The organism is Parabacteroides sp. AM08-6 (assembly GCF_003473295.1).
GTDB lineage: Bacteria > Bacteroidota > Bacteroidia > Bacteroidales > Tannerellaceae > Parabacteroides.
In genome coordinates, this window is the sequence record NZ_QRMP01000016.1 from 38,307 (window position 1) to 55,150 (window position 16,844).

The following is a 16,844-nucleotide window of genomic DNA, read 5'->3' on the forward strand; positions in this document are numbered from 1 at the left end:
TATTAAAAAGAGTTACATGTGCGGGTAATTCATTTTACCCGCCATATTAATCCGATTTAGCTGCGGTAATAGTGACATTTTGATAATCGGGAGTATCTACCGCCAAACAAAGATTCCTCATATAAATATATTTTATTAATTTCGTCCCGTTGAACACAGACTGTACATTTATATGAAAATACAATTCTATCTGTTTCTATTATTATTCTTGTTGCCGGGGCTACAAACGGTCAAAGGAGAGAATCTGTATTTTCGACATTACAATAACAAACAAGGATTGTCCCATAATACGGTTTATTGTTCCCTACAAGACAAAAGAGGTTTTATGTGGTTTGGGACCGACGACGGGTTAAACCGGTTCGACGGACATACATTTAAAGTTTACCGCCATAACTCCTATCAACCGGAAAGCCTTCCTAACGACCACATCATCAGTCTTTTTGAAGATTCGGAAGAAAAAATATGGGTGTGTACAAACCGGGGAACCTGCTATTATGATTATCATACGGATGCTTTTCACCCTTTGCAACTTGCGAATGAGGAAAATACTCCGGAATATTTCATTTCCGTCCGGGAAGATAAGCAGGGTAATTTATGGTTTCTCGATTATAACCGAATCGTACGTTACTCTCCATCTGACCGGACTACCCGAAGCTATCCGGGCAGTACACACGTCTATTCAACTCTGGCTATTTCCGATGAAGGATTACCGATTGTGGCAGACTACTACGATTTTTATCAGTACAACCCGCAAGCGGATAACTTTTTCAAAATTCCGGCTTTAGGAGAAGCCGATATAAAAAGCCAAAACCATATTTCTACAATTTGCCCGGTACCCGATGTCGGTATTTTGATTGGTACGGAAAAAGGAGGACTGATGTTGTATAATAATTACGACAAAAATACGACGACACTCATTCCTGCCATTCAGGTTCGTTCTATTATACCTTTCAATAAAAACACGTATTGGATAGCCTCTGAATCGGGTATACACATCTATAACATTCTGACCCGTTCTATCCGGCAATTAACAAAATCATTGACAAACGAATATACGATTGCCGACAATGCCGTTTACTCACTAACCAAAGATAAAGAAGGAGGAATATGGGTCGGTTCCTTTTTCGGAGGTATCAGTTATCTCCCTAAGGAATATACCGGCTTTAACCACTTCATCGGAGGAAAGACACATCCGCAAATGTTGGGCAATGCCGTACGGGAAATCTGCCCGGACCAATATGGGAATCTGTGGTTGGGTACGGAAGATAACGGTATTAACCAATATAACCTGAAGACAGGTAAAATCACCAACTATTCCTATAATAACACACAACATCCCTTATCCGCTACCAATATACATGGTTTATTCGCCGACAAAAATAAACTTTGGGTAGGAACTTTCAACAAGGGCATCGACCTACTGGATATTCCTTCGGGCAAAATCATCAAACGTTACAATCAGGCTAACACAGGAAATAACCTGGGGTCCGACTTTGTTCTTTGCTTTGAAAAAACACAGCAAAATGAGTTCCTTATCGGAACATCCAACGGCATTTTCCTATACAATGAGGAAAAAGATGATTTCAACCGTTGGAAAGACATTTACGCCCTTATCCGGCAAATTTATGAAGACACAGATGGAAATATCTGGGTGGCCTCCACCAATGGTATATACTGTTATCACCAAACGGATGGCACAATGACACATTTCACCTCCGATATGAATCGCTCACAAAGTATCGGCAGCAACAATACTACTTCCATTTTCGAAGATTCTCACGGACGTATTTGGGTTACTACCGTCAATGGGTTCTCTTTATATAATGAGAAAACCGGACTATTTAACCATATTAGCGTGGAAAACGGACTTCCCAGCAATATTATTTACCGAATCGTAGAAGATAATAATGGCTTTTTCTGGATTTCGACAGCAAACGGACTGGTACATTTTAATCCTGAAACCTACGCAATGCGTACCTTTACCTACAAAGATGGTCTGCACGAGGCCCAATTCAACTACAGTTCGTCCTACAAAGCTCCGGATGGAACCATCTACATGGGGACTATCAACGGGATGATTTCATTTAATCCCCAATCGTTTAAAGAAGATACATTTTCTCCTCCCATCTATATCACACGTATTCATCTGCCGGGAGAAGAAAAGAAAAAATATAATATCGAAACACCTTTCACCGGAGATACAAAAAAACTGGAATTACCTTACAATGCCTCTACTTTTACCTTGTCGTATGTAGCTCTCAGCTATACTTCGCCGGAAGCTATCCGATATGCCTATATGCTGGACGGAGTAGACAAAGACTGGATTTATATGAACCAGAATCAGGAAGTAACCTTTGCCAATCTATCACCGGGAAAATATACCTTTCGGGTAAAGTCTACGAACAGTAGCGGCATCTGGCAAAATAACGAACAGGCATTGTCTATCATCATCACCCCTCCTTTCTGGGCTACCAATTGGGCTTTCATGGCTTATGCCTTGTCCGTTTGTTTCCTGATTTTCTTATTCTACAAATATAAGAAAACAAAGCTGGAAGAAAAGCTCCGAATCAACCGCCAGATTTTCGAGAACAAAAAGGAAAAAGAGCTTTCTGATGCCAAAATCCAATTTTTCACTTTTATCACACATGAAATACGGACTCCGCTGACATTAATTAATGCCCCATTGGAAAAAATAATCAAGTCCGGTGATGGAAATACCGAAACAAAAAGAAACCTGCATATTATCGAAAAGAACACACAGCGTTTACTGAACCTCAGCAATCAGCTTCTCGACTTCCGAAAAACAGAAAGCAGAGGCTTCCGCCTGAATTATGTAAAAACAGACGTAACGCTTTGGCTGAATACCATTCTGCAACCTTATCTGCCACTCATGGAAAAAGAGCATAAAATATTTAAAACAGATATTCCAGAAAAACATCTTTACGCAGATATTGACAGGGAAGCATTTTCTAAAATAATGGATAATCTGCTAACAAATGCCATCAAATATTCGGACAAATTTATCCATTTACATGTAAATTCAGAACAGACGGACAATTTCTCTATTACAATAATAAACGATGGTTTCCTTATACCGGAAAATGAACGGGAAAAGATATTCTCACCTTTCTACCGGTTGAAAGAAACTGAGAATAAACAGGGTAGCGGCATCGGTTTATCTTTAGCTTTATCCTTAGCTGAATTCCACAAAGGAACAATCCTCTATAATCAGGCTGAAGGAGGAATGAACCTGTTCACTCTGACATTACCCTATAATCAGAAAGAGGGTTATCAAATACTTACAATGGATGATGAACAAGAAAGCATCACACCTGTACCTTCCGTTCAGGATACGGGAAAACCTGTTATCCTCATAGTTGAAGACCAAAGCGATATGCGGCAATTTATCGCGCGCGAATTATCTGATAATTACGCTGTTTTGGAAGCCGAAAACGGAAAAATAGCAATCCAAATATTAAAGAACAATGTAATTCACTTAATCATCAGCGATGTGATGATGCCGGTAATGGATGGCTTCGAGTTCTGCAACCAAGTCAAAAATGATATTAATTTCAGCCATATTCCGTTCATCTTGCTGACAGCGCAACATAACCTACAATCCCGTCTGAAAGGATTAAACACCGGAGCGGACGCTTATATGGAAAAACCTTTTTCCACAGAACTTTTATTGGCTCAAGTTGAAAACCTGTTAAAAAACCGCGAATTATTGAATAAAGCTTATTTTGAAAAACCACTTATCCCTGTAAGTAGTTTATCCGCCTCACCGGTCGATGATATTTTTCTCAAGAAACTCAACGCATTCATGGATGAACAGATTAGCAATGAATCACTCAGTGTAGAAATGGTAGCCCAGGAGATGGGTATGAGTACTTCCAGCTTATATAGAAAAGTGAAAGGCCTTTCCGGCCTCTCCCCTGTTGATTTCATAAAAGTAAGCCGTCTAAAAAAAGCCGTCCAACTGATGCAAAACGGAGAAGAACGCATCAATACAATAGCTTTCCAGGTCGGCTTCTCTTCCCCCGCCTACTTTTCGACCTGCTTTCTGAAGCAGTATGGAAAAACGCCAACGGAATTTATGAGAGATATCCAACCTGGAAATTCAAAATATATCACGGACTGACAATAGTAACCAAATCATTTATCTCGTGCTCAACGTCCGTTGTTTGTATGTAAATAGCCGTACTCAAGCCAAAATATTTAACTATTTGGTCCGATTCATTAAGCATTAGCACGTAGGCATCCTATTCAACTTCATTTCATAAGCATCATTACGTACAGGCCATAAATGTTATTCAGTAGTCGGGAATGAAGCTATTCTCAAACGTGCGGCTCCCATTGGAACTAATGTTATTTCATCCAATGTTTCCGATTTTCGGGCATTTTCATACGGAAGGACACCACACAACCCATATTCATCAATTTTCCATTCCGGGATTAAACGACCTTTTGCTTTAAACTCCAAAGGAACATTTGCTAAAGTAAACGGATTATTATCAGAAGGCCATTCCCTACGCTGGATAGTAATTGGCGTGTTGACCTGCAAAGCATAATTCCAAGGACTTGCCGGATAAATTTCATAAGTCGGCCAAGCTGAAGCATCAGCTCCTTCCTGCCATTTAGAATCACCGATTGCAGTTTCACGACTATCCTTCTGCCGATAATCTTCATTTATCTTTAAAGACAATGTTAGAGGCCCATAATCCACGCTGACACTATTTTTATTGACCTGCCATTGACGATAATTGAAATTCATCGGAACAGAAAGTACTACTTCATCGCTATCCGCCCATTCGCGTGTGATTTTAGCGTACTTACCTGCAATCAAATCCACATTAAAAGGCTGCCCGTTTACAGAAACCAAAGCATTTTCACACCATGAAGGAATACGTAAATAAAGAGGGAATGTAACATTTTTAGAAGTTGTAAGAGTAAAACGTATTGTCTCCTCAAAAGGATAATTCGTTTGTTCCTGCAAAGTTACTTCTGTTCCGTCCCCAACCTTCACCTTTGCCTTGCAAGCATTGTATAAAACAGCAGCAACCCCATTGTCAGGTGTAGCATAAATCAAATTTTCTACATAATAAGGCCAACCGAAACCATGATTATGCTGACAACAACGACTACTAAAAGGATTCATAGATAGGAACGGACCGCTATTGTCAATGCCTGGATGATGGTTCTTTGAATCACTTACCACATGATTCGGACTTGTTATATAACGAAGTGCTTTATAATCAGGCATTAAAGCAGCAGGATAACTATTAAATGCCACATCTTCACAATTCTCTGCCCAATAAGGGTCGCCACTTATCTGGAGCATGATTTCATCCGATGCCATTTGCTCAACAAAACCACAAGTTTCCGTACCCTGACGCGGATCAAAGTATCCGATACGTGCATTTTCGTCTGCACCGAACATTCCGCCCGGAACTTGTCCGAACGCCCGGCGAACCAAACTTTGCACATTGTAACTGGCAGACAACATCGCAGAATCCTTTGTAAACAAGAAATAAGTAGCCGGTTCACGAAAACACTGGGCCACATTTACATTATGCCAGTTAGGTAACTGGGTAGATTTTGTCCAATTAGCTGTATTTTTATGTATTTTTTCACCTAAAGCCAACAACTTCTTATCTCCTGTATGATTATATAGCCAAACAACACTCCACAGATTATCACCCCCTCGGCTATTTTCCCAATAACTGGACAGGAAATTTTCATCCGGAACGGTAAGCAGATAATTGCAATACTTTGTCATAAAATCAATAACCCGTTCATCGTTTGAATATTCATAATAGGATTGCATAATCCACAAGACAATCATGTTCGGCCAAAAATCCTGTTTACCGTTATTCAAATGGACCGGACCGAAATTGCCGTCTTCCCGCTGACTTTTCAGGATACTATCAATCCAGAACTTTGCTTCTTTCAGCATCGCATCATCCTGAACAATATAAGCAAGATTCGCATATCCGCGCAACCAATAAGGAACTTCTTCCCATCCCCATTGTCCGCCAGTTTCCAGCCAGGCATTATCTTTCTTTTGCAACCAAGCACTAATCTCTCTCAAATGTCCGTTCAATCCGTTTTTCTGCAATTCCAATTGTTGCTTCAGCCATCCTTCCGGTTGAATAGTACCAGCCGGAAGTTTTATAAACTGCTGTGGTTGCAGAGGAGCACGGTTACTCACGTAAAAATCATTCCGTGTAGTTGTCGACAGTCGGTCAACCTGCTCTAACAACGTGTTCTGAGGGCTTGAACAGGATACACAAATCAAAGAAAGAAATAATATACTTTTTTTCATAATCAAACTATTTTTATTTTCGAGTAGATATTGTACCAGAAGGTTTATTCAGAATCATCGCATTCGGAAAAGGCTTTCCAAAAACAGGGAAACCATTTTTCCAAGTAATTTTTTGTGCACGTGGAGCACGTGTATCTCCTTCTCCCGGAGGATCTGTTTCCGTATTACGTCCATGATACAAAATCCAGTCTTCCGTTCCGTCCGGAGATTTAAAGAAACTATTATGCCCTGTTCCATACACATGATTCTCTGGAGCCTGAGAAAATACCGATTGAGGCGATTTGGTCCAGCTGGCCGGGTCTAATAAATCGGCATCGGCATCAGCATAAAGCATTCCCAATTGATAATGAGGAGTCCAACATCCACTTGCCGAATAGATTAGAAATATTTTATCACCTTCCGGATTTTTCAGAGGTTGAGGTCCTTCGTTTACATAAATGATATATGAAGGTGTCCATCCATTCGGATTTTTATAGATACGTTCCCAGTCCAGTTCCGGCTCAGAAATCTTCACTCTTTCGGATTTTAAAGTCCAAGGATTTTCCATTTCTGCAATCCAGATACATTGAGTTTCCGTACTTACCCGGCGAGTTTTCCAACCGGACCAAAACATATATAGTTTTCCATTATGCTCCAGATAAGTCCCATCAATCGCCCAATTATTATCTTTATCCGTACTGATGCGCCCTTTCATCTTAAATTCACCCTTGAAAGGATCTGCTGACGTGTTTTCCACACAATAAAGCTGATGGTTATCCGTATTTCCATCATCTGCAGCAAAAAGCAAATACCATTTACCATTCAGAAAATGAATTTCAGGCGCCCAGACATCCTTTGCATAAGACGGATGATCCGGAATCCAGACTGTTTTACTTTCGGCATTACGTAAATCCGTAATATCTTTTGTTCGCTTCAGGATAATACAGTCCTGGGCAGTATTCACATAATAATAACAGGAATCATGCCATAAGGCCCAAGGATCAGGCCCGGAACTCAATAACGGATTACGAAAGGTATTTTTATCCGTAATAACAGGGGCTGCAGCCGGTCCAAAAGAAGGCGTCATCTTTACCGGCCATCCACCTTTCCAATCCAATTTATCAATCAAAAACTCCCGTTGCGTATAAGTATCTTTTCCTGCCGAAGCCTTTTTTTTCGCATCAATAGCATGATACAAAATCCAATCATCTCCGGCATCATCCCGGATTATTGAATTATGCCCCGGAGCCAGCCAGTGTTCGTTCGCTTCCAAAATCACACTGCTCTCCGTTTCTGTAGCCTTTGCCATTGGAATAAAAGGGCCTTCCGGAGAATCTGCTTTTGCTACCATTACAGCATAATGAGCACGCTCCCCACAACAATTATCTCCAGAATAGAACATATAATACTTACCATATTTCTCAATCAGCCAAGGACCTTCCAATAATGTTTCATAAGGTTTTGATGAAGGGAACAAAATATCTTTCTGTTTGCTTCCTTTTTTAAAAGTCAGCAAATCATCGGCCATTTCCCGTACCTTCAGAGGCTTAAAAGCTGAACCCCAATATAAATACTTCCGTTCCGTACGAGAATCGATAAACAACATCGGGTCGATGTTCTCAAAACTTTCCCCTCTGACTATCTCTTTCTTTTCCGGTATAAACGGACCTGCAGGAGAATCTGCGACAGCCACTCCAATCCCCATTCCTTTCTTATCATTATGAGTAGCCGAGAAATAAAGATAATAACGACCTTTATAATATTGTACGTGAGGAGCCCAGTATGTATCAGTTTCACTTGCCCAAGCCGCCTTCTGAGGTAAAGCATCTCCCATCGGTTCCCAATTCACCAAATCAGGCGATTTCAACACTCGGATATTGCAAAATTCACCTTTCTGTTTGCCATTCGTGGCATACGCATAATACGTTCCGTCTTTTACTCGAATAATAGCCGGATCCGGAAAATCTTCCGACCAGACCGGGTTCTTAAAGGCTTGCCCGTAATCATTCACATTTGGTAAGTAGATTTGTGGGAAAAAGAAAGTTTCCGGTAAAATACCAAAAACGGGCTCTCCGTTCCGTTTATCCTTTTTCAGCGTAACAATAGCCGTTTGTCTGGGTGAAACAAGCGTATCGGAATGATGTGTATGGAACACATAGCGCAATTGCCCTTTATCGTCCTTAAAGATATCGCCATGTCCTGTACCGTTATGTTTCAACAACCGGCGACTGATAATCGGATTACCTTCGTACTTTTTCCAAGGACCATAAGGTGACTTCGACGTTGCATAACCAACAGCATAATCAATATTCCTGAAATCATTGGTTGAATAGAAAAAGTAATACACGCCATCCTCCTTGAGGATAGTCGGACCTTCCGATACCGGCCATTCTGCTTGTTGGGTATTCTCCCAGTTTTCAGTAGCCGAAATACATTCCTTCAGTGTTCCTTCCTTAATCGCTGTCAAATCCTTATTCAATTCCGCTACAAACAAACGATTTCCTTCCGTTAACCGGACATGATACAAATAAATTTTGCCATCATCATCAAAAAAGACATACGGGTCAATCTGTTTGATTTCAGCCGGCAACTTTTCTATCTTATGCTGGCGAAAAGGGCCTAACGGACTATCGGAGGAAGCTATTGCTATAAATTCGTCGGCCGTATAAGCCATATAATATTTTCCGTTATAACGAAAAACCTGCGGAGCCCAGAAGCCTTTTGTTCCGAAAGAATCCCCCTTTTTCAATGCGTATCCATTCGAAGCCCCTTTCGGTCCTTCCCAGCTTTTCAGGTCTTTTGAGGTATAAACCTGAAAACCGAAATTAGAATCACCACCTGTTCCATACAAGTAATAAGTTCCGTTTTCATAAAAGATAGTTGGATCTGCCAAATAAATATGCTGTCCGGAAGCAAAAACAAGACCGGACAGAAACAATACAAAAAGAAGTAATAAGGACTTTTTCATGGTATTGAGAATTATAAAAATAAGCTTTCACATGCTTGAATGATTGGAGTGAACTCTCCCTTCAACGGCAAAGATACATAAAGATTTCATATAAAAATGTCGATTGCAATCAAGAAAAAAGGTTTCACAAAAGGGGATTTTTATTTCATTCGAAAGAAATAAAATTTCATTCGAATAAAACTCTTGTTCCTTCCGAATGAAATTTTTGTTCCTTTCGGATGAATTTTACGTCCTACAAAAAAAGGTGGGACAAGCATTTTGTTCCACCCGGTAAAGCTATGTTATACTGTTTTACTTTTTAGCAATCAAATACCGAAAACCGAACAACAACAATCGTAAAACAATCGACAGGCCATAAAACGCACATGAGAGAAGCAACATCCAAAGGGATTGTGTCCACAATTCAGACCACTCCGTATTATATATCAGAATGGAGGTTATATTCAACAAATATGCCAATACAATGCAGGAGCAGAATATTTTAATCTCCGTTTTTTGTCTTTTTACCGATAATAGGATATCTTTCATAATCATGCAAAATTTAGATACGGTATTTTATATTCGTCCGGGAAAGTAATTACCCGTTTTTCATCCATCGCCTGTAAGCCAAGTAGAGCTAACACTGATGAGTAGTAGGCTTCTTCTACCAGATTCGGAGCCGGTTTACCCGTGATGGCAGCTTCCAGAAAAGCAGTTACCAGTTCGACGGAACCGTCACCGGCCGCACCGACAGAAGACTGTCCGCTAATGGTAGTCACCTTATCCATTATCATTTCTCCTTTATTGATAGATGCTGTTTCGGGAACCCAGCTCGGACCGGCGAATGACACATTATCAAAGATACTGTGCTCGATTTGATTTATCATCTGCATAATACCGGGAGCGGGCTTTGCTTCTTCAAAATAATATTTTCCTTTCTCCGGTTCCATGGTTCCTTTACTTCCCAGGATTTCTTCCTCCAAACCATAAAACTTATTCGAAATAATGGATTCATAATTCATCTTTACACCATTGGAATAGCGGTAAATCAGGCTGACATTATCATAAACTTCACGACCATCTTTCCAATAGACAATATCGCCCATGCCGGTCACCGTTTCCGGTATCATTTTCAATGCCCAGTTTCCGACCTGCAACTGGTGTGTAGCAAGTTCCGTCATTAGACCACAAGAATATTCCTTATACAAACGCCAATTGATTTTGCGCTCTAAATCGGGAGAAGGAACCGGACGGCGCCAATCATTATTTCTGAACCAGTAGGCTCGGATACCTCCGATTTCACCCAACACACCGGAATGAATCATTTCCATTGCCCTGACATATTTAGGGTCGTACAAACGTTGTTGCCCGATAAATAAGACTTGTCCGGATTGCTTGAATGCATTGTACATATCCAGGCAACTTTGAGGAGTCATTGCCATTGATTTTTCACAAAAGACCTGTTTCCCGGCTTGTAAAGCATCAATTGTCAGTTGTGCGTGCTCATAAAGCGGCACAGCAATCATGACAGCCTGAACCTCCTTCGATTCAAGGACTTTGCGATAGTCATCATACGTTTTTGCTTGAGGGAAAATCTCGGAAGCAGCCTTCAGATTAGGCGGGTAATTGTCGCATAAAGCCACGACATCCGCCATTGGCATATCTTTCAAATTATTCAGGTGATACTGTCCGCGTGAACCTGTCCCGATAAAGCCTAATCGAACTTTTTCTTTAGCTATTTTAGCCTTATCGTCCGGACTGCAGGATTGCAACCAGGGAAAAGCCGAAAGGAGCATTCCTCCTCCTCCAATCATGCCGACTTCTTTAAAAAAATCCCGTCGGCTTAAACTGACTGAATTATCTTCATTTTTCATAACTTATATAGATGTTTTTCATAAATATCAAACTTATCGGAAATGGTCTGAACCTGTTCATCGCCGGCAACCATCAGAGCTGTCGTCAGTATTTCCGCTATCACAGAATCTTTTGCTATCACGGAAACCATCTTGCGCCCTTCTGCATATTTCCCGGTATGAGGATTCACAATATGTTGCGGATGCGAAGGCATATTGCCGGATGTCGATAAAGAATTATCCCGAAGTTTAAGCTCTGCGACCCGCTCTTTTGTATAAGGATTGTCCAACCCGACCGGCCAGTATTCTCCACAAGGATGACTGCCTACAGCCAGCACCGAACTATTCCCGAAATTAACGAGCGCTTTGCTTATATTGTTTCGCACTAAAATTTCTTTTATTTTAGACAATGCATATCCTTTTCCATATCCGCCTAAATCCATATACATCGTTTCGGAAAAGAAAAAAATACTTTGTTCCGTCTCATTAAAAAGGATTTGGTTAAAGTGCTGTATCGTAATATCAAAATATCCTTCCGTATCTTCATAATAACGCCGGCAGTCCAGCAATATTTTCCACAATTCATCATTCACTGTCACAGGAAAATGGCCGGCTTCCCGGTTTATTTGTGAAACTTCACTTTCAGAATCAAATCGGCTCAGCATCTTGTCCAACCGCTTCACTTCTATTTCAATCTCATTCCAAATTTCAGCAAGCAACCGGGGTTCTCCTCCAATCATCAACACGTCCAACTGTGTCCCCATAACAGACGACATAGAACCGTGAAAAAGCTGAGACGCAGCATAGTAATTAGAATAAGACATAAGTTGTTCTCTTTTATACCGTTAGACAGGTGTGCGCACACAGAATGTCGGATTTTAAATTGCTATTGCATGCAAATATAGTGGAATAAACGGTTTTACAAGCACATCAGCCCTAATTTTTAAATAATTTCACCAATCATTTTTATTTTATGCCACATTCTTCGGCTCAAACATGAATTTGTCATTATCTTTGTATTCGTTTAAAAAAAATTGTGTCCTATTAGTTCAATGTATTAAAATCGTAATCATTTATATATCATGAAGATAAAAAAACATGTATGGATGCCGGGAATGACTATATGCCTGGCTTTGTTTGCTTTTTCCTGTAATATGTCGAAAAAGACAACCGCAAAAAGCAGTGCGGATTATGTGTCGTATGTAGATCCGTATATCGGTTCGGGAGAGCACGGCCATGTATTTGTTGGTGCCAATGTTCCGTTCGGTACGATACAGGCCGGACCACAGAACATTCATAAAGGATGGGATTGGTGCTCCGGATATCACTATTCCGACAGCATCATTATCGGCTTCAGCCACACGCACCTGAGTGGAACGGGATGTGCCGATTTAGGAGACATTTTAGTGATGCCGTTTACCGGAGAAGTACGTACATCACGTGGAGAGCAAGATAATATAGAAGGAAGCTGCTCTTCGTATTATTCACACAAAAACGAAGCAGTTTCTCCCGGTTATTATTCATTATTAATGGATAACGGAGTAAAAGCGGAACTGACTACGACCGAGCGCGTAGCCATGCATCGTTACCATTATCCTGAAAATCAGCAGGCTCGTCTGCTTATCAACCTGAAAGAGGGAAATGGCGACAGTTCTTATGACACTTACCTGAAGAAAACAGATGATTATACAATCGAAGGATACCGCTTCTCCCACGGATGGAGTCCGCAGCACAAAGTCTTTTTTGTACTGAAATCTGACAAGCCCATCAACTCTCTGGCCGTTTTCAACAATGACGAAGCAGCCGGAAATGACGAGATAACCGGAAAAGAGGTGAAAGGCGTATTATCTTTTAAGGATAATCCTCAGGATATAAACATCAAAATCGCAATCTCTTCCGTCAGCTGTGCCAATGCACTGGCGAATATGAACGCAGAACTTCCGGGTTGGGACTTTGAACGTGTACACCAAGATGCTATAGCCAAATGGAATAAGCAACTGGCTTGCGTTCGTATCGAAACGCAGGATGAACGTGCCAAAAAGATATTTTATACAGCCCTGTATCATGCTTTTATCGCACCAACATTATATTGTGATGCAAATGGAGAATTCCGCGGACAAGATGATAAGATTTATTCCAACAATACCTGGACTAATTATTCCACCTTCTCCTTATGGGATACATACCGTACATTAAATCCGCTTTATACCATCATCGTACCGGAAAAAGTAGACGATATTGTAAACTCATATCTCAGCATCTACGACCAACAGGGGAAACTTCCTATCTGGCATCTTTTAGGCGGCGAAACGAACTGTATGCCGGGCTACAGTTCCGTTCCTATCATTGCTGATGCTTATTTGAAAGGTTTCAAAGGTTTCGATGCCGAGCGGGCTTTCCAGGCCATGACTTCAACCGCGACAAACGATAAACAAAACGGAGTCACCTATGTAAAGGAAAAAGGATATATTCCTTGCGATAAAATACATGAAGCCACCTCAATCGCGATGGAATATGCAGCAGACGATTGGGGCACGGCTCTGATGGCTAAAAAAATGGGTAAGACAGATGATTACCAGACTTATCTGAAACGCGGTAAATATTACACACAATATTTCGATAAAGACATCAACTTTATTCGTCCGAAAATGTACGACGGCAGCTGGCGTACTCCTTACAACCCGTTCCGCTCTATTCACGGAGTCGGAGATTTCACGGAAGGAACCGGCTGGCAATATACATTCTTTGTTCCGCAGCATCCGGAAGGACTGATTGAATTGTTCGGGGGCGACAAAACTTTTGTGGCCAAGCTAGATTCACTCTTTATCGTGGAAGGAGACATGGGAGAGGGCGCATCCAGCGATATCAGCGGTTTAATCGGACAATATGCGCATGGCAACGAGCCCAGCCATCATATCGCATATCTTTACCCATATGCCGGAGAACAATGGAAAACAGCGGAAAAAGTTCGTTACATCCAAGATGTATTCTATACCGACCAACCGGAAGGCATCATCGGAAACGAAGATTGCGGACAGATGTCGGCTTGGCATATCATGTCAGCTTTGGGTTTCTATCAGGTAAATCCGTCGAACGGAGTATTCGTATTCGGCAGTCCTTTATTCGAAAAAGCAACCATCCGCCTGCCGGAAGGAAAAAGCTTTGAAATAACAGCACAGGACAATAATAAGGAGAATATCTATATCCAGTCGGTTACCCTGAACGGACAACCGTACGATAAATCCTATATTTTATACGAAGACATTATGAAAGGCGGCAACCTGACTTTCATAATGGGTAATACACCTAATAAACAATTCGGGGCGGCACCGGAAAGTCGTCCGAAAACAGCGGATTGATTATTACTTTCAGCTTTCTCCAAAAGTAGCCAAAAAGTTAAGGTCGCACCTGCTTCGCAACTCCGGTGAGACCTTAAACTTTTGGTTACTTTTCTTTCAAGAGAAAAATAATATTCCATTCGTTTATTCAAAGATTATCCCGTACATTTGCAACCGAATGTAAAATTAAATCAGAATCCAGATGAGTACACAATTGTGCAAAAGTCTCGCAGCTTTTTTCCTTTTAGGACTATTCGTCACGAGTTGTCATACCGGTACGAAACGATTTGCGGAAAACGATATCAAGATTGATTCCATCAACGTAGAGAAAACTTATCATTTACTGGAAAATCCGGAAAATCCGAATTGTACTCTGCAGATAAATTTTGTTTATCCTGTCAAATACGCTGATAAAGAAGTACTGAAAAAAGTACAAAAACAGTTTGTCTTCTCCTATTTCGGTGAAAACTATGAGGACTTATCGCCTGAAGAAGCCGTAGCCAAATATACGGAAGACTATCTGAATGCTTACAAAGACTTGGAAACGGAATTCAAAAAAGAATTGGCCCAACAAGACGAAACACCACTCGGAGCATGGTTTTCCTATTATGAAATGTCATCGGACGATATTGTTTACAATCAAAACAACATCTTGAGCTATACGGTTAATTTTGAAAATTATACCGGTGGTGCACACGGTGCACACTCATTCAACAATTACGTAATCAACCTGAAAAACGGTAATCTGATTACGGAAGAAGATATATTCGTGGATAACTATCAGGATGAACTCGCTAAAATCCTGATTGACCATATCGCGAAACAAAATAGTGCGGAAAATCCGAAGGACCTTGAAAACATCGGTTTCTTCAGCGTGGAAGAAATTTTCCCGAACGGTAATTTCCTAATTGATGAAAAGGGTATTACATATACCTTCAACGAATATGAAATTGCCGCCTATGTAGTCGGCGCCACCAATGTATTCCTTCCTTACGAAGAAATACAGCTTTTATTGAAAAAAGACAGCCCGATTTCAAAATTAATTGACAATTGAATAAAGCCAATTGCCAATTAAAACCTCCAAAAGAATTTTATGGAAGAAAAAGATACAATAAACGATTTGGCGCTTGTTCATCGACAACTGGCAATTCTAAAAGACTATTTTCCGGAATTGACGGAAACACAACAGAGTCAACTGGATGCGCTCTTTCCCTTGTATGCCGACTGGAATGCTAAAATCAACGTAATCTCCCGCAAAGACATAGACAACCTATATCTGCATCACGTATTACACTCGCTTGGGATTATGAAGATGCTTCGGTTTAAGGAAGGTTCGACAGTTATGGACATCGGCACAGGAGGCGGATTTCCGGGCATTCCTTTGGCTATCTTGTTTCCTGAAGTACAATTCCACTTAGTCGACAGCATCGGGAAAAAGATAAAAGTCGGACAAGCTGTAGCCGAGGCCATCAGACTAAAAAACGTCAGCTTCCGCCATTGTCGTGCGGAAGAAGAAAAACAGCTTTTCGACTTCGTGGTAAGCCGCGCCGTCATGCCGCTTGCAGACCTTGTGAAAATTGCCCGCAAAAACATAAAAAAAGAACAACAGAATGCACTTCCTAACGGTTTAATCTGTTTGAAGGGTGGAGAGCTACAGCATGAAATACTGCCGTTCCGCAATCAAGCTGTTAGTCTTAACCTGAGTGATTTTTTCAAAGAAGAATTTTTTCAAACTAAAAAAGTGGTGTACGTACCGTTATGATTACAATTAAAGCATTCGAATTTAATTATTTCCAGGAAAACACATTCCTGTTGTATGACGAGACAGGGGAAGCCGTTCTGATAGACTGCGGTTGTTGCCGCAAGGAAGAAGAAAAGGAGTTGAGTGATTTTATCACAGCAAACAAGCTGACTCTGAAATACCTTCTTTGTACCCACCTGCATCTCGACCATATATTCGGGAATCCTTATATATATAAAAACTATGCTCTGAAGCCTTGGGCGCATAAACTGGATACTGAGAAATTGCCGTCACCCGGCGAACAGGCAAAACTGTTTGGTCTTCCCGGACGAATGGAGAATATTCCGGTCGGAAAATTTATCGTAGGCAACGAAATCATCAAATTCGGGGAATCCGAATTGCAGGTGATTACCGTTCCCGGACATTCGCCCGGCAGCGTGGCTTTCTACTGTAAAAAAGACGGTTTCGTTATTGTTGGCGATGCCTTGTTTTCCGGTAGTATCGGACGCACGGACCTTTGGGGAGGAAATCAGGAAGTACTGATTGCCGCCATCAACGACAAACTGATGACATTGCCGGACGAAACAGTCGTTTATCCCGGCCATGGCCCCGAAACACGCATTATCGACGAAAAATTAAATAACCCCTATTTATAAACTTC

10 protein-coding genes are annotated in these 16,844 nt (G+C 41.0%); 5 read left to right on the forward strand and 5 right to left on the reverse strand.

Features of this window, described 5'->3' with window-relative positions:
* Positions 1-172 precede the first annotated feature (172 nt).
* Positions 173-4,141: a two-component regulator propeller domain-containing protein gene (locus tag DW103_RS11240; protein ID WP_122276154.1), complete on the forward strand. Its 3,969-nt coding sequence runs from the start codon at positions 173-175 to the stop codon at positions 4,139-4,141.
* A gap of 168 nt (positions 4,142-4,309) precedes the next feature.
* Here the strand turns inward: DW103_RS11240 and DW103_RS11250 are convergent, their stop codons facing one another.
* The 5 genes from DW103_RS11250 to DW103_RS11270 all read right to left on the reverse strand — a co-directional run bounded on the left by DW103_RS11250 (position 4,310) and on the right by DW103_RS11270 (position 11,928).
* Positions 4,310-6,325 carry a beta-L-arabinofuranosidase domain-containing protein gene (locus DW103_RS11250; protein WP_122276156.1) on the reverse strand — a complete coding sequence of 672 codons (2,016 nt, stop codon included), beginning with the start codon at positions 6,323-6,325 and terminating at the stop codon, positions 4,310-4,312.
* Between the two features lie 13 nt (positions 6,326-6,338).
* On the reverse strand, positions 6,339-9,272 hold the full coding sequence (locus DW103_RS11255) for a family 43 glycosylhydrolase (protein ID WP_122276158.1): 2,934 nt from the start codon (positions 9,270-9,272) through the stop codon (positions 6,339-6,341).
* Between the two features lie 291 nt (positions 9,273-9,563).
* The gene (locus DW103_RS11260) at positions 9,564-9,800 is read right to left on the reverse strand and encodes a hypothetical protein (protein ID WP_122276160.1); all 237 of its coding nucleotides are present in this window, start codon (positions 9,798-9,800) and stop codon (positions 9,564-9,566) included.
* A 2-nt stretch (positions 9,801-9,802) separates the two neighbouring features.
* On the reverse strand, positions 9,803-11,125 hold the full coding sequence (locus DW103_RS11265; RefSeq protein WP_122276162.1) for a Gfo/Idh/MocA family protein: 1,323 nt from the start codon (positions 11,123-11,125) through the stop codon (positions 9,803-9,805).
* Entirely contained in the window at positions 11,122-11,928 is an 807-nt protein-coding gene (locus DW103_RS11270) for an FAD:protein FMN transferase (RefSeq protein ID WP_122276164.1), read from the reverse strand. Before DW103_RS11270 ends, DW103_RS11265 begins: the two co-directional genes overlap by 4 nt.
* Positions 11,929-12,186: 258 nt before the next feature.
* Here DW103_RS11270 and DW103_RS11275 point away from each other — a divergent pair, with 258 nt between their 5' ends.
* From DW103_RS11275 to DW103_RS11290, 4 genes are all read left to right on the forward strand, one after another.
* Positions 12,187-14,463 (forward strand): GH92 family glycosyl hydrolase, encoded by a 2,277-nt coding sequence (locus DW103_RS11275; protein WP_122276166.1) that lies wholly within the window; start codon positions 12,187-12,189, stop codon positions 14,461-14,463.
* A gap of 181 nt (positions 14,464-14,644) precedes the next feature.
* Positions 14,645-15,496 carry a DUF3298 and DUF4163 domain-containing protein gene (locus DW103_RS11280; protein ID WP_122276168.1) on the forward strand — a complete coding sequence of 284 codons (852 nt, stop codon included), beginning with the start codon at positions 14,645-14,647 and terminating at the stop codon, positions 15,494-15,496.
* 39 nt (positions 15,497-15,535) lie between these two features.
* Positions 15,536-16,204 carry a 16S rRNA (guanine(527)-N(7))-methyltransferase RsmG gene (gene rsmG / locus DW103_RS11285; protein ID WP_122276170.1) on the forward strand — a complete coding sequence of 223 codons (669 nt, stop codon included), beginning with the start codon at positions 15,536-15,538 and terminating at the stop codon, positions 16,202-16,204.
* A complete protein-coding gene (locus DW103_RS11290; RefSeq protein WP_122276172.1) occupies positions 16,201-16,839 on the forward strand; it encodes an MBL fold metallo-hydrolase in 639 nt (212 codons plus the stop codon). Before rsmG ends, DW103_RS11290 begins: the two co-directional genes overlap by 4 nt.
* Positions 16,840-16,844: the final 5 nt, after the last annotated feature.

What these genes read in the sequence shown, in the direction of transcription:
- DW103_RS11240 (WP_122276154.1), top strand. Translation starts at nt 173, where the DNA reads ATGAAAATACAATTCTATCTGTTTCTATTATTATTCTTGTTGCCGGGG.
- DW103_RS11250 (WP_122276156.1), bottom strand. Translation starts at nt 6,325, where the DNA reads ATGAAAAAAAGTATATTATTTCTTTCTTTGATTTGTGTATCCTGTTCA.
- DW103_RS11255 (WP_122276158.1), bottom strand. Translation starts at nt 9,272, where the DNA reads ATGAAAAAGTCCTTATTACTTCTTTTTGTATTGTTTCTGTCCGGTCTT.
- DW103_RS11260 (WP_122276160.1), bottom strand. Translation starts at nt 9,800, where the DNA reads ATGAAAGATATCCTATTATCGGTAAAAAGACAAAAAACGGAGATTAAA.
- DW103_RS11265 (WP_122276162.1), bottom strand. Translation starts at nt 11,125, where the DNA reads ATGAAAAATGAAGATAATTCAGTCAGTTTAAGCCGACGGGATTTTTTT.
- DW103_RS11270 (WP_122276164.1), bottom strand. Translation starts at nt 11,928, where the DNA reads ATGTCTTATTCTAATTACTATGCTGCGTCTCAGCTTTTTCACGGTTCT.
- DW103_RS11275 (WP_122276166.1), top strand. Translation starts at nt 12,187, where the DNA reads ATGAAGATAAAAAAACATGTATGGATGCCGGGAATGACTATATGCCTG.
- DW103_RS11280 (WP_122276168.1), top strand. Translation starts at nt 14,645, where the DNA reads ATGAGTACACAATTGTGCAAAAGTCTCGCAGCTTTTTTCCTTTTAGGA.
- rsmG (WP_122276170.1), top strand. Translation starts at nt 15,536, where the DNA reads ATGGAAGAAAAAGATACAATAAACGATTTGGCGCTTGTTCATCGACAA.
- DW103_RS11290 (WP_122276172.1), top strand. Translation starts at nt 16,201, where the DNA reads ATGATTACAATTAAAGCATTCGAATTTAATTATTTCCAGGAAAACACA.